Below are 15,372 nucleotides of genomic sequence, written 5' to 3'. Positions count from 1 at the left end.
GGCTGCGGCGGCGGGTCAGTGCAGTGAGCCGAACTGCGTGGTGAGGCCGCGCAGGGCGACTTCGGCAGCCAGCACCTTGTTCAGCGCTTCTTCGGCCTTGTCGCGGGTGATGCCCAGGTTATCCAGCAGGCTTGCCGGAATCTCGCGCACCGGGCCGTTGCCGATGCCACGGTTGTGCAACAGGCTGACCGCCAGGTAGACGAGGTTCGGGTAAGTGGCATGGTTGCCGGCGTAATTGGGGTCATGCTGGAAGCGCAGGGCGACCGCCAGTTCCTCGGGCATGTCCCAGTAGCGCATCAGCCAGGAGCCGATCTGCTCGCGGCTGATGCCCAGCAGGTGCTGCTCGATGTAGCTGTGCGGCAGGTGTGGGTTGACCTCCAGATGCCGGCAGATCAGCGAGAAGTGCGGCGGGAACACGTGCGCCAGCACCAGATTACCGAAGTTGTGCAGCAGGCCGGCCAGGTAGGTCAGACCGGCTTCCGGGCGCTGCGCACGCGGCATGGCACGGGTCAGGCCTTCGATCACGGCGGCGGTGTAGATCGCCTGCTGCCAGTAAGGCGTGGCCTGCTGGGGCTGGTCTTTGGGCAGGCTGAGGGTCTTGCCCAGAGCCAGGCCGAGAGCCAGGTTGACCACCAGGTCGAAGCCCAGCACGCGCACGATGGCGTCCTCGACCGAGCGAATCTTGCCGGGCGCCGCGTAATACGGTGAGGCCGCCCAACTGACTACCTGAGCGGCCAGTGCCGGGTCGGTTTCCACGACGCCGGTGATGTCGTCGACCGTGGCATTGGGGTCGACCCGCAGCTTGATGATCTTCTGCGCCGTTTCGGCCAGCGGTGGAATTTCGATGGTCTCTTCCAGGCGCTGCTGGATGCGGCGTGCGGTGAACACCTGCACCGCCTGGCTTATTTCCTGGCGGTCATCTTCGGGGCGGCTGAAGTTGGGGCGTACCTTGCTCGCCAGCTCGCCGAAGCGCGCGGCGCTGGCTTTGCCCAGCAGGCCCTTGAAGGCCTCGGTGCCGATCTCCAGCAGCACGCCTTGTTGGCCGGACTGGATATACAGGGTCGGCACGTCGAGCAGGCGCTCGTCATACAGGCAGGGCGAGCTGGTCAGCGCCGGAATACCCGGCAGCAGGGCCAGGTCATGCTTGCCGAGCATGCGGTTGAGGCGCTCGGGCTTGACGGCCGTCAGCTTGCGGCCGGTCAGTTCGGCCAGGCGATTGAGGTCGAGCAATTGATTCTGCGGGAACAGCACCAGCAGAGCGCCCACGGCGTCTTCCAGCAGTACGGTCTGCACGCGTTGCGCAGCCGGTATGCCGGGTTGATGCTGGCGGGCCTGATAAGTCACACCGAGTTTCTCCAGCAGCTGACGGATTACCTGAGGCGGTTGGGGGGAGGTGTCGGCGATGGCGAGTTCAGTCATGACGTATTCCGTCTTCAAAGGGAGCGCAACGTCCCAAGTATAACCAGCAAGCTGACGACATAACCGTTCCAGGCGACCATCGTCCTGTCTCGCTCACACTTGCCCATATTGTTGTCCGTGGCGCAACCAGCGCTCCAGCAGCGGGCTGACATGCTGCGGCCATTGCTCCTGCAGCGCCTGGGCGGCATCGCGTACCGCCGGCAGCAGGTCGGCGTCACGCATCAGGTCGGCTACCTTGAACTGCAACAGCCCGGTTTGTCGAGTGCCGAGCATTTCGCCGGGGCCGCGCAACTCGAGATCCTTCTCCGCGATGATGAAGCCGTCACAGGTTTCGCGCATGATGCCCAGGCGCTCGCGGCCGATCTGCGACAGTGGCGGGTGGTAGAGCAGCACGCAATGGCTGGCCGCGCTGCCTCGCCCAACCCGGCCACGCAGCTGGTGCAGCTGGGCCAGGCCGAGGCGTTCGGGGTTCTCGATGATCATCAGGCTGGCGTTGGGCACGTCGACGCCCACTTCGATCACCGTGGTGGCCACCAGCAGTTGCAGGTGCCCCTGCTTGAACTGATCCATCACCGCGGCCTTTTCGGCCGGTTTCATGCGCCCGTGGATCAGCCCGACCTGCTGGCCGACCAGCGCGGCGGCCAGGTCCTCGTAGGTGGTTTGTGCTGCCTGGCAGGTCAGCTCCTCGGATTCCTCGATCAGCGTGCAGACCCAATAGGCCTGGCGGCCTTCGTTGCACGCCGAACGCACCCGCTCGACCACCTCGAGGCGGCGGCTGTCGGCGACCAATACGGTATTCACCGGGGTTCGGCCGGGCGGCAGTTCGTCGAGGATCGAGGTATCCAGGTCGGCATAGGCGCTCATCGCCAGGGTGCGCGGGATCGGGGTGGCGGTCATGATCAGTTGATGCGGGCTGAGCCGGCCGCCCACGCCCTTCTGGCGCAGGGCCAGACGCTGCTGCACGCCAAAGCGGTGCTGCTCGTCGATGATCGCCAGGGCCAGGTTGCGAAAGCGTACTTCATCCTGGAACAGCGCGTGGGTGCCGACCACCATGGGCGCGCCAGCGGCGATCTGCTCCAGCGCGGTGGCCCGCGCCTTGCCCTTGAGCTTGCCGGCCAGCCAGGCGGTTTCCAGGCCCAGGGGCTGTAGCCAGCGGGTGAAGTTGATGAAGTGTTGCTCGGCGAGAATCTCGGTGGGCGCCATCAGTGCCACCTGATAGCCGGCCTCGATGGCCTGCAGCGCCGCGAAGGCGGCCACCACCGTCTTGCCGGCGCCGACATCGCCCTGCACCAGGCGCAGCATCGGCTCGTGCTGGCTGAGGTCGTAGGCGATTTCCGCACCCACGCGCTGTTGCGCGCCGGTGGGCTTGAACCCGAGGTTGTCGAGAAAACGCTGCGGCAGGCGTTTGCCGAGCGGCAGCGAGGGTGCTTGCTGGGCGCGCGCGCTTTCGCGCAGGCGCTGCATCGACAGCTGATGGGTGAGCAGTTCCTCGAAGGCCAGGCGGTGCTGGGCCCAGTGACGGCCCTCGGCCAGCTCTTCGAGGTCGGCATCCGGTGGCGGACGATGCAGGTAGCGAATCGCCTGATCCAGCGGCGCCAATTCGTACTCCCTGGCCAGCTCCCGGGGTAGCCAGTCCGGCAGGCTGTGCGGGCCGAGGCGCGCTAGCGCCTGTTCGCTGAGCTGGCGCAAACGCTGCTGAGTCAGGCCTTCGGTGGTCGGGTAGATCGGCGTCAGGGTCTGTTCCACGGCTGGCGGTTCGTCACCGCTCAGCGCACGGTATTCGGGGTGGTAGATTTCCAGGCCGGACGAGCCGGGGCGGATTTCCCCGTAGCAGCGCACCTGGGTGCCGCGCTTGAGGCCTTCCTTCTGCGCATTGCTGAAATGGTAGAAGCGCAGACTCAGCGTGCCGCTGCCATCGTTCAGGCGGACCAGCAGGCTGCGGCGTTTGCCCATGACCACGTCGGCCCCTGACACGGTACCCTCGACCACTGCATCCTGGCCGGGGCGCAGGGCGCCGATGGGCACGATGCGGGTGCGATCCTGGTAGCGCAGCGGCAGGTGGAAGAGGATGTCCTGCAGGGTTTCCAGGCCGACCTTGGCGAGCTTTTCCGCCAGGGCTGCACCAACGCCCTTGAGGTCGGTAACGGAAACCGTCGACAGCTCGCTCATCGCGGTCCTCAGGCGTTACGTGGCAGTGGCTTGGCGACCGAGCACAGGCGAATGGAGTCGGCCAGCACTTCGATGGCCTTGGGGCGCGGGAAGCTGGCACGCCAGGCGATGGCCACGGTGCGAAAGGGCGCCGGCGGGCTGAGCGGGCGAACCTCGATCACGCCAGGCGCGTAATGGTGGCTGTCGACGGCCGAGAACGGCAGGATCGATACGCCCAGGCCCGAGGCAACCATGTGGCGAATGGTTTCCAGCGAACTGGATTCCACCGTGGTGTGCTTGGCATGCTCCTCGCCCTTGCGCAGGGTCGGGCAGGCCTCCAGCACCTGGTCACGGAAACAGTGGCCTTCGCCGAGCAGCAGCAGGCTCTTGTCGTTGAGCAGCTTGGTGTCGATGGTTTGCATGGCCGTCCATGGGTGATCCGCCGGCAGCAATGCATAGAAAGGCTCGTCGTACAGCGGCAGGGTCAGCACGTCGGCTTCCTGGAACGGCAGGGCGACGATGATCGCATCCAGTTCGCCGGTGCGCAGCTTGTCGCGCAGCACATGGGTGAAGTTTTCCTCGATGTACAGCGGCATCTGGGTGGCCACGCGGTGCAGCTGCGGGATCAGATGAGGGAACAGGTACGGGCCGACGGTATAGATGGCGCCGATCTTCAGTGGTGCGGCCAGCTGGTTCTTGCCGGCCTGGGCCAGTTCGCGAATGCCCTGGGCCTGCTCCAGCACCTTCTGCGCCTGGGTGACGATGCCCTCGCCGACGGGGGTCAGGCGCACGGCGCTTTTGCTGCGCTCGAAGATCAGTACGCCGAGCTCGTCTTCGAGTTTCTTGACGCCCACCGATAGCGTGGGTTGGCTGACGTGACAACGTTCCGCCGCGCGGCCGAAGTGTTGTTCCTGGGCGAGCGTCACGATGTAGCGCAGTTCGGTGAGGGTCATAGTCTTAATCCATTGAGATGGCGCCAAGCATAGCCGCTGTCTTCAAGGGAACCAACCATTCAGGGTGCTCAAGAGATGTCCGCAGCAGGCGGCTTGTAAAAGCGCTGCCCCGGCGGTTGCCGGGGCAGATGAAGACCTGCGGTCAGCGGCTGCGGCCACGCTCCAGCGAGTAGACGAACGGGGCGACGATTTCGATGCTGCCGTTCCTCAGTACGTCCGCGGGCGGCTTGGGCAGCGGCTGCGCGCGACGAATCATCTGCAGCGTGGCCCGATCCAGCGAAGCGCTGCTGGACTTGCCCACCAGCGTGTACGACAACACCTTGCCGTCGGCATCGACCACGAAGCGCAGGCGGTTGACGCCCTCGAGACCGCGACGACGCGCGTCTTCGGGGTAGCGCTTGTACTTGGCCAGGTGGGCCAGCAGTTCGCTCTGCCAGGTTCGTTCCGCCGCGCTCGGTGAACTGACCTGTGCCTGCTGCGGTGCGGCCGGCTTGGCTTCTGCCGGGGCGGGCGGTGCTGGCGGCGCCTCTTCTGGCGGCTGCTCCTGGGGCTCCGGTGGCTTGGGCTCGGGCGGCTTGGGTTTCGGCGGCTTTGGCTTGGGCTTCGGCTTGGGCGGCGTCACCGCGATCGTAGGCTTAGGCGCTTCGGCGATTTTCGGCTGCGGCTCGGGCTCCTCCGGAACCACTTCCGGTGGCGGCGGCGGAGCAGGCTTGGGCGCGGCTGGCGGCAAGGGCTCCAGCTCGACGATCATCGCCGCCGGTGGCGGCAGTTCGATAGGTGTCGCCTGGGGCTGCCAGTACATGGCCCAGAGGAACAGGCCAACGTGCAGCCCAACCACGATGACCAGGCTGGCACCCCAGGAGAACGTGCGGCTGGATTTCTTCATTGCGCGCCGACCGTCTCCAGGCCAACCAGGCCGATCTTCAGGTAACCAGTACCGCGCAGGGTGTCCATGACTTCCATCAGGTCGCCGTATTCGACGCCCTTGTCACCGCGCACGAAAATGGTTTTTTCCTTGTCGTTCTGGGTCAGTTTGTCCAGGGTGGCGCCGAGCATCGCAGGCTGTACTTCGTCGTTGTCGAGGTACAGCTTCTTGTCTTCCTTGATGCTCAGGTAGATTGGCTTCTCCGGCCGCGGCGCCGGCTTGGCGCTGGAGGCGGGCAGGTCGATCTTCACGTCGACGGTGGCCAGTGGCGCGGCGACCATGAAGATGATCAGCAGCACCAGCATCACGTCGATGAAGGGCGTGACGTTGATCTCGTGGTTTTCCTGGAGATCGTCGCCGCCGTTTTCGTTGAGATGAAGCCCCATGGTCTTAACCCACCTTGACCACGTGAGGCTGCTGGGCGCGATCATGGCCCGGCAGCGTGTCCAGGTCGCGGCTCACCAGCAGCAGCACCTGGGCCGAGGCATCGGCGACCTGGGCCTTGTAGGCACTGATCGAGCGCGAGAAGGCGTTGTAGATGATCACCGCCGGGATCGCCGCGACCAGACCCAGTGCGGTGGCCAACAGGGCTTCGGCGATACCGGGGGCGACCACCGCGAGGTTGGTGGTCTGGGTTTTGGCAATGCCGATGAAGCTGTTCATGATGCCCCACACGGTACCGAACAGGCCGACGAAGGGTGCGGTGGAACCGATGGTGGCGAGCACGCCGGTACCCTTGCTCATGTCGCGACCGCAGGCGCCGACCAGGCGCTCGAGGCGGAAGCTGACACGCTCCTTGATGCCTTCCTTCTCGCGGCTGGAGGCCGAGAGCTTCAGTTCTTCGCGGGCGTCCTCGATGAGGATTTCGCTGAAGCTGTGCTTGGCACGGGCCTGGTCACTGGCCTGGGCCAGGTTGCGTGCGCCCTTGAGTTCGACGATCTCGCGGCGCAGGCGGCGGCGTGCGGTAACCAGCTCGATGGTCTTGGCGATCCAGATGGTCCAGGTGAGGATCGAAGCCAGCACCAGGCCGATCATCACGCTTTTCACCACTACGTCGGCGCCTTGGTACATGCCCCACGGCGACAGGTCGTGGAAGACCTGCTCGGCTTCGGCGGCAGGGTCGCTATTCAGCGCCTGTGCGTCGGCGCTCTGCTCGGCGGCCAGTGCCTGGTTCAGCTTGTCTGCATCCTGCGGCGCGATGTTGTTCTCGCTGAAGAACTGCTGGCGTGCTTCGTTCAACTGCTCGGGCGTAGCCTGTGGGCCGAGTGCCTCGAGCTTGTCGCCAAGGGCATCGACCTGCGCCGCGGCCTCTGGAGACAGCGACTGTGCTTGCGGCTCGGCTGCTGCAGGCTGCTCGGTGGTCGGCTGCGTGGCGGCAGGTTGGGCGGGAGCCGGCGCCGACTGATCAGCAAAGCCCGCGATTGGGGCCAGCGTCAGGCTGAGCAACAGGGCAAGAGAGGCACCGAGGCGCTGCGGCCGTGCGGCGAGGTTGGTTGGCTTGGCGCTATGGGCGATAGAGTTCATGCTTGCCGGACCTAAATGTGAGGGCGGTGACCTGCGCAGCCACGGGCAGCGCGGAAAAAAAGGCTAAGCATTATTGCAAGTAATTCTTGTTCATGAAAGCGTTAGTGTAACTTTATTACGTTTGTGAGTGCTTTTTGAGTACTTGCCAGGCTGGGAGAGGTTTCGATGAGCAAAGTTGCAAGGGTGCTGATCGCCGGATGCGGCGATGTAGGTGGCCGGCTGGCCGTGCGCCTGCATGGCGCGGGCTGGGAGGTCTATGGCATGCGCCGCAACGTGGCTGAATTGCCCGCAGGCATCGCGCCGGTGGCCGGTGATCTGCTCCAGGCCGACTGCCCCGACCAGTGGCCCCGCGAGGAGCTGGATTACCTGGTGTACAGCGCCGCTGCCACGCAGCATGACGAAACAGGCTACCGCCAGGCTTATGTCGATGGGCTGCGCCACGTGCTGGGCTGGTTGCGGGAGCGCGGACAGCTTCCGAAGCGGCTGTTGTTCGTCTCCAGTAGCGGTGTCTATGGCCAGGCAGGTGGCGAGTGGATCGACGAGGCGTCGCCAGCCGAAGCGCAGAGCTATTCGGGTCGGATCATGCGTGAGGCCGAGCAGGTGGCCTGGAGCAGCGGCATACCCGCTACCGTGGTGCGCCTGACGGGTATCTACGGACCGGGGCGTGAATGGCTGCTCAAGCAGGTGCGCATGGGGTACCGCGTGTCGGTCGAGCCGCCGCTGTTCGGCAATCGCATTCATGCCGATGACGCGGCCGGTCTGCTGGCCTTTCTGCTGCAGGCCGATCTGGCGGGCAAGACACTGGACGATTGCTACGTCGGCGTGGACGACGAGCCTGCGCCCCTGCATGAGGTGGTCGGTTGGCTGCGTGAGCAGCTCGGGGTCGAGCACTGGGCCGAGGATGCCGCAGTGCGCCGCTCCGGCAGCAAGCGCTGCAGCAACGCCCGGGCCCGGGCGCTGGGCTGGGCGCCGCAATACGCCAGCTATCGCGAAGGCTATGCCGCGGTATTGCGGGAGCGCTGAAGAGCGGCCCGGAGCCGACGCTGCGGGCCTGCGGCAGCATCAGTCGATGACCAGGATGCCGTCCATTTCCACCTGGGCGCCTTTCGGCAGGGCGGCCACGCCAATGGCGGCGCGAGCCGGATAGGGCTGCTGGAAGTAGCGGCCCATCACTTCGTTGACGGTGGCGAAGTGGGAAAGGTCGGTGAGGAAGATGTTCAGCTTGACCACATCCTTGAAGGTGCCGCCAGCCGCTTCGATCACCGATTTGAGGTTCTCGAAGACCTGCACGGTCTGCGCTTCGAAGCCTTCCACCAGCTCCATGGTCTTGGGGTCCAGCGGGATCTGCCCGGACAGGTAGACGGTGTTGCCGGCCTTGATGGCCTGAGAATAGGTGCCGATGGCGGCCGGGGCCTTGTCGCTGTTGATGACGCTCTTGCTCATGGAGAACTCCTTGATAGGGCAGCTTCAGGCTGCAAGACGGACGCGGGCAGGCTACAGGCTGGCGTTCGCCGCCTCAAGCCAAGACCGGCGTCGTTGCGCCTTTTGGATAGGCGATGACGCTTCCAGGTAGTCATAAGAACCTGTTCATGATCTTGCAGACCAGATCGTCGATTTTGGCCGCTAAGCGGCGAGGCGGCCGGTCGCTCCCATAGGATGGACAGGTGATTGCATGTGGGAGCGGGCGGGGACGCCCAGTTCATGCCCGCGATTTTTCGCGCGCATGGCGCGCTCCCACGGTAGATCGGCGAACGGCAGCTTCTGCGTTGTAGTTGCCGCTTTATGCGCACAAAGATCGTTGAGGTGAGTGGTGCGGCGCGTCAGGCTTTCGTACGCGTGATGCGCATGACGCCAGGCAGGGTGCGCAGCTTCTTGATCACCCGGGCCAGGTGCACGCGGTCATGCACGCTGACCACCAGTTGGACGACGCTGACGCGGCCGTCACGCTCGTCCATGCTGATCTTCTCGATGTTGCCGTCGGCGGCGTTGACACTGCCGGCCAGCAACGCGATGAGACCGCGCTGGTGCTCCAGCTCGACGCGCAGTTCGACGTTGAATTCGCCCGTGACATCCTTGGCCCAGGCCAGCTGGATGCACTTCTCCGGGTTGTGGCGCACTTCGCTGATGTTCCGGCAGGTGTCCATGTGCACCACCATGCCCTTGCCGGCCGAGAGATGGCCGACGATCGGGTCGCCCGGAATCGGCGTACAGCATTTGGCGTAGCTGAGCACCAGGCCCTCGGTGCCGCGAATCGCCAGGGGGCCTTCGGCGTTCGGCAGTTCCTCGCCGTCACTGGCCAGCAGGCGGCGCGCCACCACGTAAGCCATGCGGTTGCCCAGGCCGATGTCTTCGAGCAGATCGTCGAAGGTTTCCAGGCGGTACTCGTTGAGTACGGCCAGCTGGCGTTCGGCAGGCACTTTGTCGAGGTGGCTCTCGAAACTCGCCAGTACCTTGTTGAGCAGGCGCTCGCCGAGGTTTACCGATTCCGAGCGGCGCTGCAGCTTGAGTGCGTGGCGGATATGGGTGCGCGCCTTGCCGGTGACCACGAAGTTCAGCCAGGCCGGGTTGGGGCGAGCGCCCGGCGCGCTGACGATCTCCACCGTGGAGCCGCTTTCCAGGGCCTGGGACAGTGGCGCCAGGCGGCGGTTGATGCGGCAGGCGATGCAGGTATTGCCGACGTCGGTGTGCACTGCGTAGGCGAAGTCCACGGCCGTGGAGCCTTTTGGCAGCTCCATGATGCGACCTTTGGGCGTGAACACGTAGACCTCGTCCGGGAACAGGTCGATCTTCACGCTCTCGATGAACTCCAGCGAGTTGCCGGCGCGCTGCTGCAACTCCAGCACGCCCTTGACCCACTGGCGGGCGCGGGCGTGGTTGCCCTTGGGCAGTTCGTCCTCGCTGGACTTGTACAGCCAGTGCGCGGCGATGCCGTTGTTGGCCATCTCTTCCATTTCACGAGTACGGATCTGGATCTCGATGGGCACGCCATGCATGCCGAACAGCGTGGTGTGCAGCGACTGGTAGCCGTTGGCCTTGGGAATCGCGATGTAATCCTTGAAGCGCCCCGGCAGCGGCTTGTACAGGTTGTGCACGGCGCCGAGCACGCGGTAGCAGGTGTCGACCTTGTCGACCACGATACGGAAGGCGTAGACGTCCATGATCTCGTTGAACGACTTACGCTTGCCGCGCATCTTCTGGTAGATGCTGTACAGGTGCTTCTCGCGGCCCACCACCTCGCCGCTCAGGCCTTCGCGTTCGAGGCAGTGCAGCAGCGATTCCTCGATCCGGGTGACGATTTCCTTGCGGTTGCCACGGGCGCGGCGCACGGCGGCGCGGATGCGCTCGGAGCGCATCGGATGCATGGCCTTGAAGCCCAGGTCCTCGAATTCCACGCGCATGCTGTGCATGCCCAGCCGGTTGGCGATGGGCGCGTAGATTTCCAGGGTTTCCTTGGCGATGCGTCGGCGCTTCTCGCCGGACAGCACTTCCAGGGTACGCATGTTGTGCAGGCGGTCGGCCAGCTTGACCAGGATCACGCGAATGTCGCGCGCCATGGCCATGGCCATCTTCTGGAAGTTCTCGGCCTGCGCCTCGGCCTTAGTCTCGAAGTTCATCTGGGTCAGCTTGCTGACCCCATCCACCAGCTCCGCCACGGACTCGCCGAACTGCGCGTGCAGGGCTTCCTTGGCGATGCCGGTGTCTTCGATCACGTCGTGCAGCATGGCGGCCATCAGGCTCTGATGATCCATGTGCATGTCGGCGAGGATGCTGGCCACCGCCAGCGGATGGGTCACGTAGGCTTCTCCGCTGCGGCGGCGTTGCCCGTCGTGCGCCTGTTCGGCGTAGAAGTAGGCGCGACGAACGAGGTTGACCTGTTCGTCGCCCAGGTAGCCTGAAAGCCTGTCGGCGAGGGCGTCTATGCTCGGCATGGGAAGCTCCCCTGCCGTGCATTGTCCACCTGCGACGTACGCTTTCGACCCGGCATAGGCTTACAGAGGCTCGTTCGCCTCTTCCTCGAAGGCAGCGAACAGCGGTTCCTCTTCGATGATGTCTTCCTGGGCGACGATCTCGGCGTCTACCAGGCCGCTGGCGATTTCACGCAGGGCGACCACGGTCGGCTTGTCGTTTTCCCACGCCACTTTCGGCTCTTTGCCGCCGGTTGCGATCTGACGAGCGCGCTTGGTGGCGAGCATGACCAGCTCGAAGCGGTTATCGACGTTGTCCAGGCAGTCTTCAACGGTAACGCGGGCCATGGTGTTCCTCGTAACGAATGCAAATTTAGCTGGGCCCGAATGGGCGAGCGGACTGGATAGTCTAACGCAGCTACAGGCTACAGGCTACAGGCTACAGGCGATCGCGCTTTGGCCTGCCGCCTGCCGCCGCTTTCAGGCCAGCAGCTCGCTCAGCAGACCGGCGTGGCGCTGTTGTTGTGCCGTCTGTAGTAGCTGGTTGGCGCGGAAAACGGCTTTCAGATCGCTGAGCGCGTGGCTGAAATCATCGTTGATCACCAGGTAATCGTATTCGACGTAATGGCTCATCTCGCTGACCGCTTCGCGCATGCGTTGCTCGATTACTTCGCCGCTGTCCTGGCCGCGGCCGGTCAGGCGATGGCGCAGCGCTTCGAGGGTTGGCGGCAGGATGAAGATCGACTTGGCCTGGGGCATCAGGCGGCGCACCTGCTGCGCGCCCTGCCAGTCGATCTCCAGAATCAGGTCGATGCCTTCGGCGAGGGTCTTTTCCAGCGCGCGCTGGGACGTGCCGTAGTAGTTGCCGAACACCTGGGCATGCTCGAGGAACTCGCTGCGCTCGAGCATGGCGGTGAACTGCGCGTGATCGACGAAGTGATAATGCACGCCGTCCTGCTCGCCCGGGCGCATGCCGCGGGTGGTGTGTGATACGGACACGCGAATCAGCGGTTCGCTGTCGATCAGCGCTTTCACCAGGCTGCTCTTGCCGGCGCCCGAGGGGGCTGAAATGATGTACAGCGTGCCGCTGGTGGTGCTCATGGATCTGTCCTGAAACGGTTGGAGTCGGGAAGGCGCGTGGTCGGGACCGGGCGCCGCTGTCTGGCTGTGTGCTGCGCCGCGACGGCAGCGCCGCTGTTTTCAACAGCTTGCTATTCGATGTTCTGCACCTGCTCGCGCATCTGCTCGATCAGCACCTTGAGGTTGACCGCCGCCTGGGTGCTGCGCGGGTCGAACGCCTTGGAGCCCAGGGTGTTGGCTTCGCGGTTGAGTTCCTGCATCAGGAAGTCCAGGCGGCGCCCGGCCGCACCGCCGGCCTTGAGTACGCGGCGCACTTCGGTGACGTGGGTGCTCAGGCGATCCAGTTCCTCGGCCACATCGCTCTTCTGGGCGAGCATCACCAGCTCCTGCTCCAGGCGCTGCGGGTCGAGTTCGGCGTGCATTTCGCGGCAGCGCTCGATGATCTTCTGGCGCTGGGCCTCGAGCATCTGCGGCACCAGCTCGCGCAGGGCGGCGACTTCCTCGAGCATGCTGTCGAGGCGCTCATTGAGCAGTTTGGCCAGCTCGGCGCCTTCGCGGCTGCGGCCATTCTTCAGCTCGTCGAGGGCGTTGCCGAACAGCTCCAGCGCGGCCTTGTTGAGCGCCTGGGGGTCGCTGCTATCGGCCACCAGCACGCCGGGCCAGCCGAGCACTTCCAGAGGGTTCAGTGGTGCGGGTTGCTTGATCAGTGCGGCGACGCTCTCGGCGGCGGCGATCAGTTGGCTAGCCTTGTCGCGGTCGACCTGCAGCGGCTTGCCGGTGCTTTCTTCGGTGTAGCGCAGGGTGCATTCCACCTTGCCGCGTGACAAGCCCTGGCGCAGCGCTTCGCGCACCGCGCCCTCGAGGTCGCGGAAGGCTTCCGGCAGGCGCAGGTGGGGTTCGAGGTAGCGGTGATTGACCGAGCGCAGCTCCCAGCTAAGGGTGCCGTTAGCACCTGCCTGCTCGGTGCGGGCGAAGGCCGTCATGCTGTGGATCATGCTGCTTACCTCGGCTTGCTGTAGGGCAAAGGCGGCGATTGTAGCGCACCGCAACGGTGGCTCCCAAACCCCGCGCGGCGCCATCGGGCGGGCGCGGTCGCGGCGCGGTGACAAGAGCCCTTATAATGCGCGGCAGATTCTACTCGAGAGCAGGTATTTGTTGATGAAACGTCCCAGTGGCCGCGCCGCCGATCAGTTACGCTCGATCCGCATCACCCGCAACTACACCAAGCACGCCGAGGGTTCGGTATTGGTCGAGTTCGGCGACACCAAGGTGATCTGCACCGTCAGCGTCGAGCAGGGTGTACCGCGCTTTCTGAAAGGTCAGGGTCAGGGCTGGGTCACCGCCGAGTACGGCATGCTGCCGCGTGCCACCGGCGACCGTAACCAGCGTGAAGCCAGCAAAGGCAAACAGGGCGGTCGCACCCTGGAAATCCAGCGCCTGATCGGCCGCTCGCTGCGCGCCGCGCTGGACATGAGCAAGCTCGGCGAGAACACCCTGTACGTCGACTGCGACGTGATCCAGGCCGACGGTGGCACCCGCACCGCATCGATCACCGGCGCCATGGTTGCCCTGGTCGATGCCCTGAAGGTGATGAAGAAACGCGGCGGCCTGAAAGGCGGCGACCCGCTCAAGCAGATGATCGCGGCGGTGTCCGTAGGCATCTACCAGGGCGAGCCGGTGCTGGATCTGGATTACCTGGAAGACTCCGCCGCCGAGACCGACCTCAACGTGGTGATGACCAGCACCGGTGGTTTCATCGAGGTGCAGGGCACTGCCGAAGGCGCGCCGTTCCAGCCTGCCGAGCTGAATGACATGCTGGCCCTGGCGCAGCAGGGCATGGGCGAGCTGTTCGCCCTGCAACAGGCTGCGCTGGCCGAGTGATGTTTCGCTGACCGAGGAGAGCCGTGATGGATGAGCATAACGCCGTAACGCCTGCTGACGAGCCCGATCGCGATGCGCGCCAGTGGGCGATGATCTGCCACTTCGCGGCCGCCCTCGGCTTCGTGTTCCCCTTTGGCAACCTGATCGGCCCGCTGGTGGTCTGGCAGGTGAAGAAGGATTCGCACGCCTTCATCGACGAGCAAGGCAAGGAAGCGCTCAACTTCCAGCTGACGGTAGCCATCGCCGGTATCGTCTGTCTGGTGCTGATGCTGGTACTCATCGGCTTTCTGCTGATGGGCCTGCTGTGCATCGGCACCGTGGTGCTGACCATCATCGGCGGCATCAAGGCGGGCGAGGGCAAGCACTATCGCTATCCCTTCTGCCTCAGATTGATCAAATGATCATTGCCTGATCAAAGAAAGAGCCAGCAGATGCTGGCTTTTTTATTGAAGTGTAACCAAGTGTTGATTCGCTCGAGGGCGACTTCTAAGCTCTGCCACGAAATCGGCTCATAGCGCTTACAAGGACACCCATGATCCCCATCGATCCACTGGCCATGATGCTCGGATCATTGTCCCTGCTGGTGTCGCTGGTTTGCGTCGCCGCGCTGCTGGCGCTGCTGGTCGCCTGCCTGAATGTCCGCTCCCGGTGGTTCATCCGCGCCCATCCCTGGTGGTTCGGGCTGCTCGCCGTGTTTCTCGCCAATGGCAGCCTGCCCGCCGTCGAATTCCTGCGCTGGCAAGCCAGTCACTGGTTCGAGCAGCGCGCGCTGAGCCCCCGGCTGGACAGCGAGCAAGCCCTGGGTGAGTTGCTGCTACCCGCTGGCACGCGGGTGTGGCTGAAACGCCTGGAGCCCGGCAGGAGCCTCGGTGGCAAGCCCTTGCCCCACGGTCTGCAAAGCCTGCAGCGCGCCGAATTCGATCGGCAGCCCGCGGTGATACAGGGCGCCACGGTGCGTCGCCTGATTCTGGACGACACGTTTGCCGAGGTCAGTCTGGTCGACGATGCGCAATTGGCCGGTTGGCAGTGCTCGGCACAGGCTCCGGTGACTTTCCGCTATGTTGATGGCGCACGTTTTGCGCCCGAGCAATGGCAACTGGAAGGTTGCACGCTGGCCGCCGGCAGCCAGGTGGCCGGCATCACCTGGCCCGGGCCGATGACCGTGCGCGCGGTGGAAGACGGCCGTTGGCAGCTTGAAACCACCGACATTCCCGTGCGCTTTCAGGGGATGACGCTGCGGCTGTGGAACCTGTGGCTCGACGGGCCTTATGGCGCGCTGCTGGACTGGCAGGCCGAGTTGACCGAGACGGTCGAATTCGGCCCCATGCAGTACCCCGCAACCACCCGGGTACGCGCCTTGCACGGCAACCTGCTGTTCAGCCCGCTGGTCGAGGCGCCTGGCGTCGAGCGCTCGAGTGGCAAGCCGATTGAGCCCGACCTGTCGGTCGAGCAGGATGCTGTCGGTCAGGTGCTGGGCACTCACCGCAATGGCGACGTGGGCGTGGTCGACTGGCTCAAGGTCGTGCCCTGAATCGGC

The 15,372-nt window shown here is 64.8% G+C and carries 15 protein-coding genes; 4 read left to right on the top strand and 11 right to left on the bottom strand.

Annotated features, from left to right (window positions below; all coding sequences use genetic code 11):
• Positions 1-15: 15 nt before the first annotated feature.
• From BVH03_RS01740 to exbB, 6 genes are all read right to left on the bottom strand, one after another.
• On the bottom strand, positions 16-1,419 hold the full coding sequence (locus BVH03_RS01740) for an aminoacyl-tRNA deacylase and HDOD domain-containing protein (protein WP_075959587.1): 1,404 nt from the start codon (positions 1,417-1,419) through the stop codon (positions 16-18).
• 93 nt (positions 1,420-1,512) lie between these two features.
• The gene (gene recG, locus BVH03_RS01735; protein WP_075959586.1) at positions 1,513-3,588 is read right to left on the bottom strand and encodes an ATP-dependent DNA helicase RecG; all 2,076 of its coding nucleotides are present in this window, start codon (positions 3,586-3,588) and stop codon (positions 1,513-1,515) included.
• Between the two features lie 8 nt (positions 3,589-3,596).
• On the bottom strand, positions 3,597-4,520 hold the full coding sequence (locus BVH03_RS01730) for a hydrogen peroxide-inducible genes activator (protein ID WP_075928452.1): 924 nt from the start codon (positions 4,518-4,520) through the stop codon (positions 3,597-3,599).
• 142 nt (positions 4,521-4,662) lie between these two features.
• Positions 4,663-5,406 (bottom strand): energy transducer TonB, encoded by a 744-nt coding sequence (locus tag BVH03_RS01725; protein ID WP_075959585.1) that lies wholly within the window; start codon positions 5,404-5,406, stop codon positions 4,663-4,665.
• Positions 5,403-5,831, bottom strand: a complete 429-nt coding sequence (gene exbD / locus BVH03_RS01720) for a TonB system transport protein ExbD (RefSeq protein ID WP_075959584.1) — start codon at positions 5,829-5,831, stop codon at positions 5,403-5,405. Before exbD ends, BVH03_RS01725 begins: the two co-directional genes overlap by 4 nt.
• 4 nt (positions 5,832-5,835) lie before the next feature.
• On the bottom strand, positions 5,836-6,516 hold the full coding sequence (gene exbB, locus BVH03_RS27125; RefSeq protein WP_371915330.1) for a tonB-system energizer ExbB: 681 nt from the start codon (positions 6,514-6,516) through the stop codon (positions 5,836-5,838).
• A gap of 618 nt (positions 6,517-7,134) precedes the next feature.
• Here exbB and BVH03_RS01710 point away from each other — a divergent pair.
• On the top strand, positions 7,135-7,992 hold the full coding sequence (locus BVH03_RS01710; RefSeq protein WP_075959582.1) for an SDR family oxidoreductase: 858 nt from the start codon (positions 7,135-7,137) through the stop codon (positions 7,990-7,992).
• A gap of 39 nt (positions 7,993-8,031) precedes the next feature.
• Here BVH03_RS01710 and BVH03_RS01705 read toward each other — a convergent pair whose 3' ends face one another.
• The 5 genes from BVH03_RS01705 to BVH03_RS01685 form a co-directional block, all read right to left on the bottom strand.
• Positions 8,032-8,412 carry a RidA family protein gene (locus tag BVH03_RS01705; RefSeq protein WP_075959581.1) on the bottom strand — a complete coding sequence of 127 codons (381 nt, stop codon included), beginning with the start codon at positions 8,410-8,412 and terminating at the stop codon, positions 8,032-8,034.
• A 377-nt stretch (positions 8,413-8,789) separates the two neighbouring features.
• Positions 8,790-10,898, bottom strand: coding sequence for a bifunctional GTP diphosphokinase/guanosine-3',5'-bis pyrophosphate 3'-pyrophosphohydrolase (gene spoT / locus BVH03_RS01700; protein ID WP_075959580.1), 2,109 nt, complete (start codon positions 10,896-10,898; stop codon positions 8,790-8,792).
• 60 nt (positions 10,899-10,958) lie between these two features.
• Positions 10,959-11,222 carry a DNA-directed RNA polymerase subunit omega gene (gene rpoZ, locus BVH03_RS01695; RefSeq protein WP_013789418.1) on the bottom strand — a complete coding sequence of 88 codons (264 nt, stop codon included), beginning with the start codon at positions 11,220-11,222 and terminating at the stop codon, positions 10,959-10,961.
• Between the two features lie 132 nt (positions 11,223-11,354).
• A complete protein-coding gene (gmk, locus tag BVH03_RS01690) occupies positions 11,355-11,975 on the bottom strand; it encodes a guanylate kinase (protein ID WP_075959579.1) in 621 nt (206 codons plus the stop codon).
• A 110-nt stretch (positions 11,976-12,085) separates the two neighbouring features.
• A complete protein-coding gene (locus tag BVH03_RS01685) occupies positions 12,086-12,949 on the bottom strand; it encodes a YicC/YloC family endoribonuclease (protein WP_075959578.1) in 864 nt (287 codons plus the stop codon).
• A 163-nt stretch (positions 12,950-13,112) separates the two neighbouring features.
• Between BVH03_RS01685 and rph the strand changes: the two genes are divergently transcribed.
• The 3 genes from rph to BVH03_RS01670 all read left to right on the top strand — a co-directional run bounded on the left by rph (position 13,113) and on the right by BVH03_RS01670 (position 15,366).
• Positions 13,113-13,835: a ribonuclease PH gene (gene rph / locus BVH03_RS01680; RefSeq protein WP_075959577.1), complete on the top strand. Its 723-nt coding sequence runs from the start codon at positions 13,113-13,115 to the stop codon at positions 13,833-13,835.
• 26 nt (positions 13,836-13,861) lie between these two features.
• Positions 13,862-14,236 carry a DUF4870 domain-containing protein gene (locus BVH03_RS01675; protein ID WP_075959576.1) on the top strand — a complete coding sequence of 125 codons (375 nt, stop codon included), beginning with the start codon at positions 13,862-13,864 and terminating at the stop codon, positions 14,234-14,236.
• Positions 14,237-14,367: 131 nt separating this feature from the next.
• Positions 14,368-15,366: a hypothetical protein gene (locus tag BVH03_RS01670; protein WP_075959575.1), complete on the top strand. Its 999-nt coding sequence runs from the start codon at positions 14,368-14,370 to the stop codon at positions 15,364-15,366.
• The last annotated feature ends 6 nt before the right edge of the window (positions 15,367-15,372 follow it).

The organism is Pseudomonas sp. PA15(2017) (genome assembly GCF_001945395.1).
In the GTDB taxonomy this organism is placed as follows: Bacteria; Pseudomonadota; Gammaproteobacteria; order Pseudomonadales; family Pseudomonadaceae; genus Aquipseudomonas.
The sequence above is the reverse complement of the archived record's forward strand: the minus strand, read 5'-3'. Positions and strand labels throughout refer to the sequence as shown.